Below are 15,072 nucleotides of genomic sequence, written 5' to 3'. Positions count from 1 at the left end.
TTTAAACCTAAGCGCGAAACTGATATCCTGTGCCTTCAAACACTCCTAATAAGAGCGACATTCATGTCTGAAATTAAATTTGAAACTGCAGAACAAAAAGCAAGCTACGGCATTGGCCTGCAAATGGGTCAACAACTTGCTGGTTCTGGTCTAGAAGGCCTAAGCGTCGATGCTATCGCGGCAGGTATTGCTACAGCACTCACTGGTGATATGCCAGCTATCGAAATTGATGAGATCAACGCAGCACTGCAAGAGATTCACACTCGCGCGGAAGCGGCTCGTCAAGAAGCGGCTAAAGTAGCGGCAGCAGAAGGCGACGCATTTCTAAAAGATAACGCACTACGTCCAGAAGTAACGGTTCTTGAATCAGGCCTTCAATACGAAGTTGTTTCTGAAGGTACAGGTGAAGTACCAACTTCAGAAAGTTCTGTACGTGTTCACTACCACGGTCAGCTAACAGACGGTACGGTATTTGATAGCTCAGTATCTCGTGGTCAACCTGCTGAGTTCCCGGTAACTGGCGTAATCAAAGGCTGGGTTGAAGCACTGCAACTAATGCCTGTTGGTTCTAAGTGGAAACTTTACGTACCACAAGATCTTGCCTACGGTGAGCGTGGCGCTGGCGCTGCTATCCCACCATTCGCAGCATTGGTATTCGAAGTAGAACTACTTGATATCCTATAAGAAATGACCGTTCATTTCGATTGATAAAGCGTCGCACCTGCGACGCTTTTTTTATGTTTGCTGGACTGGTTCAGTAATATCAAGACAACTAATCCCAATCTACATAAGTATTGAATCATTCCTACTAGTTAAAATCACTGATAGCGGCGTTATAGGTTTTGTAATTCGAATAACTCGTTCTCGTTGCTGCAATCTAGGCCTTGCTCTAAGCGACTTCCGTTTTGAAGTAGGTTCTAACCACTTACTTCATAAGGTAAGTATAAACAGTAGCTCTCTGTTTTAGTTGTCAATTTCTTAACAAACTTATTGATGTATCTTCGCAACAAACACCGACGAGCCACTACTATTGGTATAGAATTAAAACGAATACCAGCTCCAGATCGTTCACCACAAAAATAACGCTGGCGTTGGTATAACATAAAATACGCTCAACCATTGGAGGTACTATGCGTAAAACACTCCTAGCGCTCGCGTTGCTATCGATGAATATCGGCAGCGCCCACGCCTTTCTTGACTCTGTAACCGATAAAGCAAATGAGAGCGGATTAATGGATATGGTCGGTGAAAGCTTAGCAATGGAATCTTCGCCGTTGACGAATGTACTAACGAGCAAACTTCCGGTATCGACAGAGCAAGCAGCCGGTGGCAGTAGTGCATTATTGGCAATGGCGCAAAGCCAACTCTCTGCAGAAAATAGCAACGAGTTAGAATCACTCATCCCAGGTCTATCGAGTCTAGGTGATGCACAAGGCTTATTAGGCAGTGTCGATAGCCTAAGTGGGGTGCAAAGTGCATTTGACCAATTAGGGATAGACCCGGCCATGATAGCTCAGTTCGCACCAGTGATTATTCAATATCTAGGAGAGCAAGGGGCAAGTGATGGGTTGTTAAACTCACTCGGAGGTTTGTGGACAACTGCAGATTGATGACTGAGAAATATTGAAGAAGTGCTCTTCATCTATATTACAGACACAAAAAAGCCGAGCTAATGCTCGGCTTTTTCGTTCTTACGAACTGATTACTCAGCAGCTTCTTCAGCAGCTGGGCGATCTACAAGCTCAATGTAAGCCATTGGAGCTTTATCACCAGCACGGAAGCCAGCTTTTAGGATACGAGTGTAACCGCCCTGACGAGCAGCAAAACGTGGACCTAGTTCGTTAAATAGTTTTGCAACTACTTCGTTGTCACGAGTACGTGCAAATGCTAGACGACGGTTAGCAACACTGTCAGTCTTAGCTAGTGTAATCAAAGGCTCAACTACGCGACGTAGCTCTTTTGCTTTTGGCAAAGTAGTCTTGATAACTTCATGACGTACTAGAGAGCTAGCCATGTTGCTGAACATCGCTTTGCGATGTGAGCTGTTGCGGTTGAGTTGACGACCACTCTTACGATGGCGCATGACCTAATCCTTCTAACTAGTATCGATTAATCTTCAGCGATTGATGCAGGTGGCCAGTTTTCTAAGCGCATGCCCAGAGAAAGACCACGTGACGCAAGTACGTCTTTAATCTCAGTAAGAGATTTTTTACCAAGGTTAGGCGTTTTAAGTAGCTCAACCTCAGTGCGTTGTACTAGATCACCGATGTAGTGAATCGCTTCTGCTTTCAGACAGTTAGCAGAGCGAACTGTTAGTTCAAGATCGTCTACAGGACGCAGTAGGATCGGATCGAATTCTGGCTTCTCTTCCTTCTCCTCAGGAACTCGTACATCACGAAGATCTACGAACGCATCCAATTGTTCAGCTAAAATAGTAGCTGCACGACGGATAGCTTCCTCAGGTTCTAGAGTACCGTTTGTTTCCATATCGATAACAAGCTTGTCTAGATCGGTGCGTTGTTCTACACGAGCTGCTTCTACAGCGTAGGCAATTTTGTCTACTGGGCTGTAAGTAGCATCTACTAGTAGGCGACCGATTGGACGCTCATCTTCTTCAGTATGGATACGCGCAGAAGCTGGAATGTAACCACGACCACGTTCTACTTTAATACGCATTGCGATTTCAGCGTTGTCATCCGTTAGGTGACAAATAACGTGTTCAGGGTTAGCGATCTCTACATCACCATCATGGGTGATGTCACCTGCAACCACAGGGCCCGAGCCTGATTTGTTCAAAGTAATGAACACTTCATCTTTGCCTTCAGCGACACGCACAGCCAAACCTTTAAGGTTTAGAAGGATTTCAAGAATATCTTCTTGTACACCTTCTTTAGTGCTGTACTCGTGAAGTACACCTTCAATCTCTACTTCTGTGACTGCACAACCAGGCATAGAAGATAGAAGAATGCGGCGAAGTGCATTACCCAGAGTATGACCAAAGCCACGCTCTAATGGCTCAAGAGTTACTTTTGCGTGAGTCGAGCTGATTTGTTCGATGTCAACTAGACGTGGCTTAAGAAATTCTGTTACAGAACCCTGCATTGTGTCCTCTCTTTAGTTTAAACCTTACTTAGAGTAAAGCTCGACGATCAATTGTTCGTTGATGTCAGCTGATAGATCTGAACGTTCAGGCATACGCTTGAATGTACCTTCCATCTTGCCACCATCGACTTCAATCCAAGTTGGTTTTTCACGTTGTTCTGCAACTTCTAGAGCTGCTTTAATACGAGATTGCTGTTTAGCTTTCTCGCGGATAGAAACAACGTCATTAGCCGCTACTTTGAAAGAAGGAACGTTTACAACTTTACCGTTTACTAGGATAGCTTTGTGGCTAACTAGCTGACGTGCTTCTGCGCGAGTTGCGCCAAAGCCCATGCGGTAAACTACGTTATCAAGACGACCTTCAAGAAGCTGAAGCAGGTTTTCACCAGTGTTGCCTTTAAGGCGAGCAGCTTCTTTGTAGTAGTTACGGAATTGTTTTTCTAGAACGCCGTACATACGACGAACTTTTTGCTTCTCACGAAGCTGAACGCCATACTCAGATAGACGACCGCGACGAGCGCCGTGTACACCTGGTGCGTTATCAATTTTACACTTGGTATCGATCGCGCGAACACCAGACTTAAGGAACAAGTCAGTGCCTTCGCGACGGCTAAGCTTCAGCTTAGGACCCAAATATCTTGCCATGATTCTTCTCCAATTGTCCTAGAAACGTTATACGCGACGTTTCTTAGGTGGACGACAACCGTTATGAGGGATTGGTGTAGCATCAACAATGTTTGTGATACGGAAACCAGCGGCGTTTAGTGCACGAACAGTAGATTCGCGACCTGGACCAGGACCCTTAACCATAACTTCCAAGTTCTTTAGGCCGTATTCTTTAGCCATTTCTGCACAACGTTCAGCAGCAACCTGTGCAGCGAACGGAGTAGACTTACGAGAACCACGGAAACCAGAACCACCTGCAGTAGCCCATGCAAGAGCGTTACCTTGACGGTCAGTAATGGTTACGATTGTGTTATTGAAAGAAGCATGGATGTGCGCAACGCCATCTGCAACTTGCTTGCGTACGCGCTTACGAGCGCGAGTTGGTTGTTTAGCCATTGTACTCTACCTTCCCGATTATTTCTTGATCGGCTTACGCGGACCCTTACGGGTGCGAGCGTTGGTTTTAGTACGCTGTCCACGTAGTGGTAGACTGCGACGATGACGAAGACCACGGTAACAGCCAAGGTCCATAAGACGCTTGATGTTCATGGAAACTTCACGACGTAGATCACCTTCTACAGTGTACTTAGCTACACCATCACGCAGTTGATCGATCTGCTCTTCAGTTAGTTCACTGATCTTAACATTTTCAGCAATGCCCACTTCAGCTAGGATAGCTTGAGAGCGAGTTTTACCGATGCCGAAGATCGCAGTTAGTGCGATTACAGCATGTTTTTGATCAGGAATGTTAATGCCTGCTATACGGGCCATTATTCACTCCTAAGTGTTTCTATAAAAGAATTAGCCGCAGCAAAGCCCGTTATGGATACGCTGCGGAATACTACTTCTTTTGCACGCAAAAGGTAGGCCGAGGAATATACTCGACCTATCCTTCATTTTCAAGTAAAAATTTCTGCTAATTAGCCTTGGCGTTGTTTATGCTTTGGCTCACTGCAAATCACGCGAACGACACCGTTACGCTTGATTACTTTACAGTTACGGCAGATTTTTTTAACGGAAGCACGAACTTTCATTGCTAAACTCCGTAAATGAAACTGAGTCTACCGCCGGATTAACGGCCGTAGCCTTTCAGATTCGCTTTCTTCAACACAGAATCATACTGTTGAGACATCAGATGAGTCTGTACCTGTGCCATAAAGTCCATAATTACAACCACTACGATAAGTAGTGATGTACCGCCGAAGTAGAAACGTACGTTCCACGCGACCATCATGAACTCGGGAATCAGACAGATAAAGGTAATGTACAGTGCACCTGCTAGGGTAAGACGTGTCATCACTTTATCTATGTATTTCGCTGTCTGCTCACCTGGGCGGATACCGGGTACGAATGCACCGGACTTCTTCAAATTATCTGCTGTTTCACGCGGGTTGAAAACCAACGCCGTGTAGAAAAAGCAGAAGAAGATAATTGCTGCTGCATAAAGCATTACATACAGCGGTTGACCTGGGCTAAGAGCCAAAGACACGTCAGTTAACCAACCGAACGCGCTGCTCTCACCGTTCTGACCAAACCACTGAGCCAGTGTCCCTGGGAACAGGATAATGCTTGATGCAAAAATTGCTGGTATTACACCTGCCATATTAATCTTAAGTGGCAAGTGAGAACTTTGTGCAGCAAACACTTTACGTCCTTGTTGACGCTTCGCATAGTTTACAACGATTCGACGTTGACCACGCTCCATGAAAACAACGAAGTAAATAACTGCAAAAGATAGTACCGCAATCAACAACAGAAGAAGTACATGCAATTCACCTTGACGCGCTTGCTCGATTGTTTGACCGATTGCAGAAGGCAATCCAGCAACAATACCTGCAAAAATTAGCAACGAAATACCGTTACCAATTCCACGCTCTGTAATTTGTTCACCTAACCACATTAGGAACATGGTGCCGGTTACTAAACTTACGGTAGCAATTAGCGTAAACATGGTTTGGTTGATAACAACCAGATTATCGACCATGTTTGGTAAGCCTGTTGCAATACCTATAGCCTGGAATGTTGCAAGTACAAGCGTGCCGTAGCGTGTATATTGGCTTATCTTACGACGGCCTGCTTCACCCTCTTTTTTGAGTTCAGCTAACGCTGGATGAACTACAGTCAGCAATTGGACAACAATAGATGCCGAAATATACGGCATGATGCCCAATGCTAATATAGATGCACGCTCAAGAGCACCACCGGAGAACATGTTAAACATTTCAACGATGGTACCTTTTTGCTGGTCGAACAAATCGGCAAGTACAGCAGCGTCAATACCAGGAATCGGCACAAAAGAGCCTGCTCGGAATACTAAAAGTGCACCAATTACGAATAATAAGCGCGACTTTAGTTCACTTAAGCCGCTCTGAGCACTACGAAAATCTTGTCCTGGTTTCTTAGCCATCTGTACCTCGTTCCTCGAGATTATTCCTCGATTTTACCGCCTGCAGCTTCGATTGCAGCTTTAGCGCCTTTAGTCACACGTAGACCTTTCACAGTCACAGCTTTGTTAATTTCACCAGAAAGAACAACTTTTACAAATTCGATGTTCTTAGTGATAACGTTAGCAGCTTTAAGACTGTTTAGATCAACTACGTCACCAGAAACTTTCGCTAGCTCAGCTAGACGAACTTCAGCAGACACTAGGCTCTTACGAGAAGTGAAACCGAATTTTGGTAGACGTTGTTTCAGAGGCATCTGACCGCCTTCGAAACCTGGACGAACACTGCCGCCAGAACGTGATTTTTGACCTTTGTGACCACGGCCACCAGTTTTACCTAGGCCTGAACCGATACCACGACCTACTCGCTTCGCAGAAGTTTTCGCGCCAGCAGCCGGTGCTAGAGTATTCAAACGCATTCTGATTACTCCTCAACTTTAACCATGTAGTAAACCTTGTTGATCATACCGCGAATACACGGTGTATCTTCAAGTTCTACTGTGTGGTTGATTTTACGAAGACCTAGACCACGCAAAGTAGCTTTGTGCTTAGGTAGACGACCAATTGAGCTTTTAGTTTGAGTTACTTTAATAGTTGCCATGGTGTTCTTACTCCGAAATAGATTCAACAGTTAGACCACGTTTAGCAGCAACCATTTCTGGTGACTTCATGCTACCTAGTGCATCGATCGTTGCACGAACGATGTTGATAGGGTTCGTAGAACCGTATGCTTTAGATAGTACGTTGTGTACACCAGCAACTTCTAGTACTGCACGCATCGCACCACCTGCGATAACACCAGTACCTTCTGCTGCAGGCTGCATGTAAACTTTAGAGCCCGAGTGGCGACCTTTCACTGGGTGGTGAAGAGTGCCTTCGTTTAGAGCGATCGTAGTCATGTTACGACGCGCTTTTTCCATTGCTTTTTGAATCGCTGCAGGTACTTCACGAGCTTTGCCGTAACCGAAACCTACACGACCATTACCGTCACCAACAACTGTTAGTGCAGTGAAGCTCATGATTCGACCACCTTTAACCGTTTTAGAAACACGGTTAACTGCGATTAATTTTTCTTGCAAATCATTCGCTTGAACTTGTTGTTCTTTAGCCATCTTCCAACCCTACCTTAGAATTTCAGACCAGCTTCGCGAGCAGATTCTGCTAGCGCCGCTACTCGACCGTGGTATTGGAAACCAGAACGATCAAATGCAACTGCAGTTACGCCCTTCTCAAGAGCGCGCTCAGCAACAGCTTTACCTACTGCTTTTGCTGCATCAACGTTACCAGTGTATTTCACTTGCTCACGGATCGCTTTTTCTACAGTAGAAGCTGCTGCGATAACCTCAGAGCCGTTAGCCGCGATAACCTGTGCGTACACGTGACGAGGAGTACGGTGTACAACTAGGCGAGTCGCACCCAGTTCTGCAATCTTACGACGTGCGCGTGTAGCACGACGGATGCGAGATGCTTTCTTATCCATAGTGTTACCTTACTTCTTCTTAGCTTCTTTAGTACGCACATTTTCATCTGCGTAACGAACACCTTTACCTTTGTAAGGCTCAGGCTGACGGTAAGAACGAATGTCAGCCGCAACCTGACCAACTAGTTGCTTGTCAGCACCAGTGATCACGATTTCAGTTTGGCTTGGACATTCGGCTTTAATACCCGCTGGCAACTCGTGCTCAACTGGGTGAGAGAAGCCTAGTGTTAGACCTACAGCGTTGCCTTTAATAGCAGCACGGTAACCAACACCTTTAAGAGTTAGCTTCTTAGTAAAGCCTTCAGTAACACCAACAACCATGTTGTTAACTAGTGCACGAGCAGTACCTGCTTGTGCCCAAGCGTTATCAACACCTTCTTTAGGACCGAAAGTAAGGTTGTTTTCTTCCTGAGCGATAACTACAGCGTTGTTAAGAACGCGAGTTAGTTCGCCCTTAGCACCTTTTACAGTGATTTCTTGGCCGTTTAGTTTCACCTCTACGCCAGCTGGAATAGCGACAGGTGCTTTTGCAACACGAGACATAGTCTACTCCTTATTAAGCTACGTAGCAGATGATTTCACCACCAAGACCTGCTTTACGTGCAGCGCGGTCTGACATAAGACCCTTGGAAGTAGAAACGATAGCAATACCCAGACCACCCATTACAGAAGGAAGATCATCTTTCTTCTTGTAAACACGTAGACCTGGACGAGAAACACGTTTAAGTTGCTCGATTACTGGTTTTGCTTGGAAGTACTTAAGTGTAACTTCTAGCTCAGGTTTTGCTTCGCCTTCAACAGCGAAGTCAACGATGTAACCTTCAGCTTTTAGTAGTGCAGCAATTGCAACTTTAAGCTTTGAAGAAGGCATTTTTACAGCAACTTTGTTTGCTGCCTGACCGTTACGAACGCGGGTCAGCATATCCGAAATCGGATCTTGCATGCTCATATGATTTACTCCAAATGATTAAGTGGCAATTACCAGCTAGCCTTACGAAGTCCAGGAATCTCGCCTTTCATGCAAGCTTCACGAACTTTGATACGGCTCAGACCGAATTTACGTAGGTAACCGTGTGGACGACCAGTTTGGTTACAACGGTTGCGCTGACGAGATGCACTTGAATCACGTGGAAGAGATTGCAGTGTTAGAACTGCGTTCCAACGATCTTCTTCAGATGCGTTTACATCGCTGATGATAGCTTTTAGCGCCGCACGCTTTTCAGCGAACTTAGCTACAAGCTTTGCACGTTTAGCTTCACGTGCTTTCATTGAATTTTTAGCCATAACAGTAACCCTTCACCTTACTTACGGAATGGGAAGTTAAAGGCAGCCAGCAGAGCACGGCCTTCCTCATCAGTACCAGCAGACGTCGTTACAGTGATGTCTAAACCGCGTACTCGATCAACTTTATCAAAGTCGACTTCCGGGAAGATGATTTGCTCGCGAACGCCCATGCTGTAGTTACCGCGTCCGTCAAAAGACTTAGCGCTAACGCCACGGAAGTCACGTACACGTGGAAGAGCGATGTTAATCAAACGCTCAAGAAAATCCCACATACGTTCGCCACGCAAGGTTACTTTACAACCGATAGGGTAGCCTTCACGGATTTTGAAACCTGCAACAGATTTGCGCGCTTTTGTGATAAGTGGCTTTTGACCAGAGATCGTTGCCATATCAGACGCCGCATTTTCTAGCAGTTTCTTATCGTTGATTGCTTCACCAACACCCATGTTAAGGGTGATTTTCTCGATTCTAGGGACTTGCATGACGCTTGTGTAACCGAACTGTTTGGTCAGTTCAGCGACTACAGACGACTTGTAGTAATCATGCAGTTTCGCCATAGTAGAACTCCAAATTACTTCTATCTATTTCTCGAAAGAAATAGGAATTAGTTAGAAACGGTTTCGCCGTTAGACTTGAAGAAACGAACTTTCTTGCCGTCTTCAAAACGGAAACCGATACGGTCAGCTTTACCAGTAGCTGCGTTAAAGATTGCAACGTTAGAAACATCAATAGCTGCTTCTTGTTCAACGATGCCACCTTGTTGACCTAGAGCCGGAACCGGCTTTTGGTGTTTTTTAACAAGGTTGATGCCTTCAACGATAACTTTACCAGTTGCTAGAACCTTAGTTACTTTACCTTTCTTGCCTTTGTCTTTACCAGCAAGAACGATTACTTCGTCGTTACGACGGATTTTAGCTGCCATTTCTACGTGCTCCTTACAGAACTTCTGGAGCCAGTGAAACGATCTTCATGAACTTATCGCCACGAAGTTCGCGTGTCACAGGACCAAAGATACGTGTACCGATTGGTTGCTCAGTATTGTCATTAAGCAATACGCAAGCATTTCGGTCGAAGCGAATGACAGAACCGTCAGGACGACGTACGCCTTTACGGGTGCGCACTACCACCGCCTTCAGAACGTCACCTTTCTTAACTTTACCGCGAGGAATTGCTTCCTTGACAGTAACTTTGATGACGTCACCGATATGTGCATAACGGCGGTGAGAGCCACCCAGAACCTTAATACACATTACGCTGCGTGCGCCTGAGTTATCAGCTGCGTCCAGCATACTTTGCATTTGGATCATGTTAGTGCTCCGCTAAATATTAATAACTAGACCCATCACGGGTCGGGCTGCCTCTTTAAAAGGGACGCGAATTGTACCACCCTTTTTTGTGATTGGGTAGTCAAAAAATAAACGGCTCCAAAATATTTTTTGGAGCCGCTTGCTTTTCATAGAACCAACGAGATTAAATCTTCGCTTTTTCTAGAACTTTTACCAAAGTCCAAGACTTAGTCTTAGACAATGGACGACACTCTGCGATTTCAACTGTGTCGCCTAGGCCACACTCGTTGTTCTCGTCATGTGCGTGTACTTTAGTTGTGCGTTTCACGAACTTACCGTAAATTGGGTGTTTTACGAAACGTTCGATTGCAACAGTGATAGACTTGTCCATCTTGTCGCTAACAACACGACCTTGTTGAGTACGTTTTACTTCGCTCATTATGCGCCTGCCTTCTCAGTCAAAACAGTTTTCACACGTGCGATATCACGGCGTACAGCTTTCAGAGTATGAGTTTGCTGTAGCTGACCAGTTGCAGCTTGCATGCGCAAGTTGAACTGTTCACGTAGCAAATTCATTAGCTCAGCGTTAAGCTCTTCAACGCTTTTCTCGCGTAGATCTTGTGCTTTCATCACATCACCTGCTTAGTTACAAATGTAGTTTTGAAAGGCAGTTTACGTGCCGCTAGACGGAACGCTTCACGTGCCAATTCTTCAGGTACACCACCCATTTCGTACATTACCTTTCCAGGTTGGATTTGGGCTACCCAGTACTCAACGTTACCTTTACCCTTACCTTGACGAACTTCAAGTGGTTTTTCTGTGATTGGTTTGTCTGGGAACACACGGATCCAGATTTTACCTTGACGCTTAACGTGACGTGTCATTGCACGACGTGCCGCTTCGATTTGACGAGCAGTTAGACGACCACGGCCAACAGCTTTAAGACCGAATTCGCCGAAGCTTACATCAGTACCTTTAGCTAGACCACGGTTACGACCAGTCTGAACCTTACGGAACTTAGTACGTTTAGGTTGTAGCATCTGTCGACTCCTTACTTACGGCCTTTGCGCTGCTTCTTAGGCTTATCGCCTTTTGGCTCAACAGCGTTAGCTGCCGGCATACCACCTAGGATCTCACCTTTGAAGATCCAAGTTTTAATGCCGATCACACCGTATTGGGTGTGAGCCGAAGAAGTTGCGTAATCAATGTCAGCACGTAGAGTGTGTAGAGGCACACGACCTTCACGGTACCACTCTGAACGTGCGATTTCAGCGCCGCCTAGACGACCGCTTACTTCCACTTTGATACCTTTAGCACCTAGACGCATTGCGTTTTGTACCGCGCGCTTCATAGCACGACGGAACATAACACGACGCTCTAGCTGAGACGCGATGCTGTCACCAACAAGTTGCGCATCTAGCTCAGGCTTACGTACTTCAGCGATGTTAATTTGCGCTGGTACACCTGCAATTTTCGCTACAGCTGCGCGTAGCTTTTCAACGTCTTCACCTTTCTTACCGATAACTACGCCTGGACGAGCAGTGTGAATAGTCACACGGATGCTCTTAGCAGGACGCTCGATAACGATGCGTGAAAGAGACGCTTTTTTCAGTTCTTTAGTTAAGAACTGACGTACCTTGAAGTCGCCGTCTAGGTTGTCAGCGAACTCTTTGGTGTTAGCAAACCATGTAGCATTCCAAGGCTTAACGATGCCTAGACGAATACCATTAGGATGTACTTTTTGACCCATTTGCTTACTCTCCTAGTCTCAAGCGTCTGCTACAACAACAGTGATGTGGCTTGAACGCTTCAAGATACGATCCGCACGACCTTTAGCACGAGGCATAATACGCTTCATGGTAGGGCCTTCATCTACGAAGATTTTAGCGACTGATAGATCGTCGATATCTGCACCTTCGTTGTGCTCCGCGTTTGCGATAGCTGACTCAAGAACTTTCTTAACTAATACAGCAGCTTTTTTGTTGCTGAAAGTTAGGATTTCTAGAGCTTGGTCAACAGATTTACCACGGATTTGATCCGCAACTAAGCGAGCTTTCTGAGGCGAAATGCGAGCAAAGTTATGTTTAGCAATTGCTTCCATTATCTACTCCTTAGCGCTTCTTAGCTTTCTTATCCGCAACATGGCCGCGGTAAGTGCGTGTAGGTGCAAATTCACCCAGTTTGTGACCGATCATTTCATCAGTTACAAATACTGGTACGTGCTGACGACCATTATGGACAGCGATGGTCAAACCGATCATCGTAGGGATGATCATTGAGCGACGGGACCAAGTCTTAATAGGCTTTTTGTCTCCGCTTTCCACCGCTTTCTCTACCTTCTTCAGCAAGTGTAGGTCAATAAATGGACCTTTCTTGAGAGAACGTGGCATGGCTTATCCTCTTATATAGATTACTTGTTACGACGACGTACGATGTACTTGTCAGTGCGTTTGTTCTTACGGGTCTTGAAGCCTTTAGTTGGCATACCCCAAGGAGATACTGGGTGACGACCACCAGATGTACGGCCTTCACCACCACCGTGTGGGTGGTCGATCGGGTTCATTACAACACCACGAACCGTTGGACGGATACCGCGATGACGTGATGCACCCGCTTTACCTAGTTCACGTAGCATGTGCTCAGAGTTACCAACTTCACCGATTGTTGCACGGCCTTCAGAAAGAACTTTGCGCATCTCGCCAGAACGTAGACGGATAGTTACGTACGCACCGTCGCGAGCAACGATTTGAGCGTAAGCACCAGCCGAACGAGCTAGCTGACCACCTTTACCAGGCTTAAGTTCAACGTTATGTACTGTTGAACCTACTGGGATATTACGCATTGGTAGAGTGTTACCAGCTTTAATTGGTGCGTTAACACCAGACTGAATAACATCACCAGCTACAACACCTTTAGGTGCTAGGATGTAGCGACGCTCACCGTCTTTGTAAAGAACTAGAGCAATGTTTGCGCTACGGTTTGGATCGTATTCAAGACGCTCAACTGTCGCTGGGATACCGTCTTTTGTACGTTTGAAGTCAACTACACGGTAGTGGTGCTTGTGACCACCGCCGATGTGACGTACTGTGATACGACCTTTGTTGTTACGACCACCGTTCTTAGAGTTTTTCTCTAGAAGTGGAGCGTACGGCTTGCCCTTGTGTAGGTCAGCGTTAACAACTTTAACAACGTGACGACGACCAGGGGAAGTCGGCTTACATTTAACAATAGCCATTCTTAACTACTCCTGTTATTCCGCGCCGCCAACGAAGTCAAGATCTTGACCTTCTTTCAAAGTAACGTACGCTTTCTTAACGTCGCTGCGGCGACCTTGGCGTAGACCTTGACGTTTGGTCTTACCCTTAGTGATAAGAGTATTTACAGACTTAACTTCAACTTCAAATAGCTTTTCTACAGCTGCTTTGATCTCTTTCTTAGTTGCATCTTTAGCTACTTTGAAAACGATAGTGTTCGCTTTCTCAGCTGCCATAGTTGCTTTTTCAGAGATGTGCGGTGCACGTAGAACTTTTAGGATACGCTCTTCAGTGATCATGCTAGCATCTCCTCAACTTGCTTAACTGCTTCTGCAGTCATTACAACTTTGTCGAACGCGATTAGTGAAACTGGGTCGATACCAGCAACGTCACGTGCGTCAACTTTGTATAGGTTACGAGCAGCTAGGAATAGATTCTCATCTACTTCGCTAGTCACGATAAGCGCGTCTGTTAGCTCAAGCTCTTTAAGCTTAGCTACAAGCTCTTTAGTTTTTGGTGCTTCAACTGAGAAGTTATCAACAACGATTAGACGCTCTTGACGAACTAGCTCAGAAAGAATGCTCTTCATAGCACCACGGTACATTTTTTTGTTTACTTTTTGGCTGTGATCTTGTGGTTTCGCAGCAAAAGTAACACCACCTGAACGCCAGATTGGGCTACGAATTGTACCAGCACGCGCACGGCCAGTACCTTTTTGGCGCCATGGCTTAGCGCCACCGCCAGAAACTTCTGAACGTGTTTTTTGAGCACGAGTACCTTGACGAGCACCTGCTGCAAATGCAACAACTACTTGGTGTACAAGAGCTTCGTTAAACTCACGTCCGAAAGTAGTTTCGGAAACAGTTAGTGCATCGGCACCTTTAACCATTAGTTCCATTACTTACTCCTGAGACGTTATGCTTTAACAGCTGGTTTAACGATCACGTTGCCGCCAGTTGCGCCTGGGACTGCACCTTTAATAAGAAGCAGGTTGCGCTCAGCGTCAACACGTACGATCTCTAGGTTTTGAGTCGTTACACGCTCTGCACCCATGTGACCTGCCATTTTCTTGCCTTTAAATACGCGACCTGGAGTCTGACATTGACCGATAGAACCAGGAGCACGGTGAGACAATGAGTTACCGTGTGTCATATCTTGAGTGCTGAAATTCCAACGCTTAACAGCGCCTTGGAAACCTTTACCCTTAGATGTACCAGTAACGTCTACTTTCTTAGTTTCGTTGAATAGTTCAACAGTTAGTTCTGAACCAACTTCGAACTCTTCGCCGTTTTCTAAACGGAATTCCCAAAGACCGCGGCCAGCTTCAACACCAGCTTTAGCAAAGTGACCTGCTTCAGCTTTGTTTACGCGGCTAGCTTTCTTAGAACCAGCAGTAACCTGGATTGCTGTGTAACCGTCAGTTTCAAGAGTTTTCACTTGAGAAACGCGGTTTGCTTCAACCTCAACAACAGTTACTGGGATAGAAACGCCGTCTTCAGTAAATACGCGGGTCATGCCCACTTTACGACCGATTAGACCAATCATACTTCTAATCTC

At 45.7% G+C, this 15,072-nt stretch carries 29 protein-coding genes; 2 read left to right on the top strand and 27 right to left on the bottom strand.

Annotation, left to right across the window (positions count from 1 at the left end):
* Nucleotides 1-63 precede the first annotated feature (63 nt).
* Nucleotides 64-684 (top strand): FKBP-type peptidyl-prolyl cis-trans isomerase, encoded by a 621-nt coding sequence (locus tag ONE56_RS01275; RefSeq protein WP_041156790.1) that lies wholly within the window; start codon nucleotides 64-66, stop codon nucleotides 682-684.
* Between the two features lie 446 nt (nucleotides 685-1,130).
* Nucleotides 1,131-1,610, top strand: coding sequence for a DUF2780 domain-containing protein (locus tag ONE56_RS01270; protein ID WP_331437179.1), 480 nt, complete (start codon nucleotides 1,131-1,133; stop codon nucleotides 1,608-1,610).
* A gap of 92 nt (nucleotides 1,611-1,702) precedes the next feature.
* On the opposite strand, the gene rplQ is transcribed toward ONE56_RS01270, so the two are convergent.
* The 27 genes from rplQ to rplC form a co-directional block, all read right to left on the bottom strand.
* The gene (gene rplQ, locus ONE56_RS01265) at nucleotides 1,703-2,083 is read right to left on the bottom strand and encodes a 50S ribosomal protein L17 (protein WP_005383141.1); all 381 of its coding nucleotides are present in this window, start codon (nucleotides 2,081-2,083) and stop codon (nucleotides 1,703-1,705) included.
* 26 nt (nucleotides 2,084-2,109) lie between these two features.
* The gene (locus tag ONE56_RS01260) at nucleotides 2,110-3,102 is read right to left on the bottom strand and encodes a DNA-directed RNA polymerase subunit alpha (protein ID WP_014230672.1); all 993 of its coding nucleotides are present in this window, start codon (nucleotides 3,100-3,102) and stop codon (nucleotides 2,110-2,112) included.
* Nucleotides 3,103-3,126: 24 nt separating this feature from the next.
* Complete coding sequence (gene rpsD, locus ONE56_RS01255) at nucleotides 3,127-3,747, bottom strand: 30S ribosomal protein S4 (RefSeq protein ID WP_014230671.1); 621 nt, start codon at nucleotides 3,745-3,747, stop codon at nucleotides 3,127-3,129.
* 27 nt (nucleotides 3,748-3,774) lie between these two features.
* The gene (rpsK, locus tag ONE56_RS01250) at nucleotides 3,775-4,164 is read right to left on the bottom strand and encodes a 30S ribosomal protein S11 (RefSeq protein WP_001118870.1); all 390 of its coding nucleotides are present in this window, start codon (nucleotides 4,162-4,164) and stop codon (nucleotides 3,775-3,777) included.
* A gap of 18 nt (nucleotides 4,165-4,182) precedes the next feature.
* Nucleotides 4,183-4,539 (bottom strand): 30S ribosomal protein S13, encoded by a 357-nt coding sequence (rpsM, locus tag ONE56_RS01245; RefSeq protein WP_017051447.1) that lies wholly within the window; start codon nucleotides 4,537-4,539, stop codon nucleotides 4,183-4,185.
* A gap of 149 nt (nucleotides 4,540-4,688) precedes the next feature.
* Complete coding sequence (gene rpmJ, locus ONE56_RS01240; RefSeq protein ID WP_000868186.1) at nucleotides 4,689-4,802, bottom strand: 50S ribosomal protein L36; 114 nt, start codon at nucleotides 4,800-4,802, stop codon at nucleotides 4,689-4,691.
* Between the two features lie 38 nt (nucleotides 4,803-4,840).
* The gene (secY, locus tag ONE56_RS01235) at nucleotides 4,841-6,175 is read right to left on the bottom strand and encodes a preprotein translocase subunit SecY (protein WP_041156791.1); all 1,335 of its coding nucleotides are present in this window, start codon (nucleotides 6,173-6,175) and stop codon (nucleotides 4,841-4,843) included.
* Nucleotides 6,176-6,195: 20 nt separating this feature from the next.
* Nucleotides 6,196-6,630, bottom strand: a complete 435-nt coding sequence (rplO, locus tag ONE56_RS01230) for a 50S ribosomal protein L15 (protein WP_041156792.1) — start codon at nucleotides 6,628-6,630, stop codon at nucleotides 6,196-6,198.
* Nucleotides 6,631-6,635: 5 nt separating this feature from the next.
* The gene (gene rpmD, locus ONE56_RS01225) at nucleotides 6,636-6,812 is read right to left on the bottom strand and encodes a 50S ribosomal protein L30 (RefSeq protein ID WP_005379565.1); all 177 of its coding nucleotides are present in this window, start codon (nucleotides 6,810-6,812) and stop codon (nucleotides 6,636-6,638) included.
* 7 nt (nucleotides 6,813-6,819) lie between these two features.
* Entirely contained in the window at nucleotides 6,820-7,323 is a 504-nt protein-coding gene (gene rpsE, locus ONE56_RS01220) for a 30S ribosomal protein S5 (protein ID WP_004745894.1), read from the bottom strand.
* Between the two features lie 14 nt (nucleotides 7,324-7,337).
* A complete protein-coding gene (gene rplR / locus ONE56_RS01215) occupies nucleotides 7,338-7,691 on the bottom strand; it encodes a 50S ribosomal protein L18 (RefSeq protein ID WP_005435088.1) in 354 nt (117 codons plus the stop codon).
* Between the two features lie 9 nt (nucleotides 7,692-7,700).
* On the bottom strand, nucleotides 7,701-8,234 hold the full coding sequence (gene rplF / locus ONE56_RS01210) for a 50S ribosomal protein L6 (protein WP_041156793.1): 534 nt from the start codon (nucleotides 8,232-8,234) through the stop codon (nucleotides 7,701-7,703).
* A 13-nt stretch (nucleotides 8,235-8,247) separates the two neighbouring features.
* Nucleotides 8,248-8,640: a 30S ribosomal protein S8 gene (gene rpsH, locus ONE56_RS01205; protein WP_009707834.1), complete on the bottom strand. Its 393-nt coding sequence runs from the start codon at nucleotides 8,638-8,640 to the stop codon at nucleotides 8,248-8,250.
* 29 nt (nucleotides 8,641-8,669) lie between these two features.
* Entirely contained in the window at nucleotides 8,670-8,975 is a 306-nt protein-coding gene (gene rpsN, locus ONE56_RS01200; RefSeq protein WP_004410442.1) for a 30S ribosomal protein S14, read from the bottom strand.
* Between the two features lie 17 nt (nucleotides 8,976-8,992).
* Nucleotides 8,993-9,532: a 50S ribosomal protein L5 gene (rplE, locus tag ONE56_RS01195; protein ID WP_041156794.1), complete on the bottom strand. Its 540-nt coding sequence runs from the start codon at nucleotides 9,530-9,532 to the stop codon at nucleotides 8,993-8,995.
* 47 nt (nucleotides 9,533-9,579) lie between these two features.
* Nucleotides 9,580-9,897, bottom strand: coding sequence for a 50S ribosomal protein L24 (gene rplX, locus ONE56_RS01190; protein WP_041156795.1), 318 nt, complete (start codon nucleotides 9,895-9,897; stop codon nucleotides 9,580-9,582).
* Nucleotides 9,898-9,910: 13 nt separating this feature from the next.
* Nucleotides 9,911-10,282, bottom strand: a complete 372-nt coding sequence (gene rplN / locus ONE56_RS01185; protein WP_004410450.1) for a 50S ribosomal protein L14 — start codon at nucleotides 10,280-10,282, stop codon at nucleotides 9,911-9,913.
* A 163-nt stretch (nucleotides 10,283-10,445) separates the two neighbouring features.
* Nucleotides 10,446-10,700: a 30S ribosomal protein S17 gene (gene rpsQ / locus ONE56_RS01180; protein WP_041156796.1), complete on the bottom strand. Its 255-nt coding sequence runs from the start codon at nucleotides 10,698-10,700 to the stop codon at nucleotides 10,446-10,448.
* A complete protein-coding gene (gene rpmC, locus ONE56_RS01175) occupies nucleotides 10,700-10,891 on the bottom strand; it encodes a 50S ribosomal protein L29 (RefSeq protein ID WP_005379576.1) in 192 nt (63 codons plus the stop codon). The genes rpsQ and rpmC overlap by 1 nt, the downstream gene beginning before the upstream one ends.
* The gene (gene rplP, locus ONE56_RS01170; RefSeq protein WP_005379577.1) at nucleotides 10,891-11,301 is read right to left on the bottom strand and encodes a 50S ribosomal protein L16; all 411 of its coding nucleotides are present in this window, start codon (nucleotides 11,299-11,301) and stop codon (nucleotides 10,891-10,893) included. The genes rpmC and rplP overlap by 1 nt, the downstream gene beginning before the upstream one ends.
* Nucleotides 11,302-11,312: 11 nt before the next feature.
* Nucleotides 11,313-12,011: a 30S ribosomal protein S3 gene (gene rpsC, locus ONE56_RS01165; protein ID WP_041156797.1), complete on the bottom strand. Its 699-nt coding sequence runs from the start codon at nucleotides 12,009-12,011 to the stop codon at nucleotides 11,313-11,315.
* 18 nt (nucleotides 12,012-12,029) lie between these two features.
* A complete protein-coding gene (gene rplV, locus ONE56_RS01160; RefSeq protein WP_041156798.1) occupies nucleotides 12,030-12,362 on the bottom strand; it encodes a 50S ribosomal protein L22 in 333 nt (110 codons plus the stop codon).
* 10 nt (nucleotides 12,363-12,372) lie between these two features.
* The gene (rpsS, locus tag ONE56_RS01155) at nucleotides 12,373-12,651 is read right to left on the bottom strand and encodes a 30S ribosomal protein S19 (protein ID WP_041156799.1); all 279 of its coding nucleotides are present in this window, start codon (nucleotides 12,649-12,651) and stop codon (nucleotides 12,373-12,375) included.
* Nucleotides 12,652-12,671: 20 nt separating this feature from the next.
* Nucleotides 12,672-13,496 (bottom strand): 50S ribosomal protein L2, encoded by an 825-nt coding sequence (rplB, locus tag ONE56_RS01150; protein WP_041156800.1) that lies wholly within the window; start codon nucleotides 13,494-13,496, stop codon nucleotides 12,672-12,674.
* 15 nt (nucleotides 13,497-13,511) lie between these two features.
* Nucleotides 13,512-13,814: a 50S ribosomal protein L23 gene (gene rplW / locus ONE56_RS01145; protein WP_004398471.1), complete on the bottom strand. Its 303-nt coding sequence runs from the start codon at nucleotides 13,812-13,814 to the stop codon at nucleotides 13,512-13,514.
* Nucleotides 13,811-14,413, bottom strand: a complete 603-nt coding sequence (rplD, locus tag ONE56_RS01140; RefSeq protein ID WP_041156801.1) for a 50S ribosomal protein L4 — start codon at nucleotides 14,411-14,413, stop codon at nucleotides 13,811-13,813. Before rplD ends, rplW begins: the two co-directional genes overlap by 4 nt.
* Before the next feature lie 17 nt (nucleotides 14,414-14,430).
* Nucleotides 14,431-15,060 carry a 50S ribosomal protein L3 gene (gene rplC / locus ONE56_RS01135; RefSeq protein WP_041156802.1) on the bottom strand — a complete coding sequence of 210 codons (630 nt, stop codon included), beginning with the start codon at nucleotides 15,058-15,060 and terminating at the stop codon, nucleotides 14,431-14,433.
* Nucleotides 15,061-15,072: the final 12 nt, after the last annotated feature.

It is taken from the genome of Vibrio mytili (assembly GCF_049563345.1).
GTDB classification, from domain to species: domain Bacteria; phylum Pseudomonadota; class Gammaproteobacteria; order Enterobacterales; family Vibrionaceae; genus Vibrio; species Vibrio mytili.
Note: the sequence above shows the minus strand (reverse complement) of the source record. Positions and strands in the feature narration are given on the sequence as shown.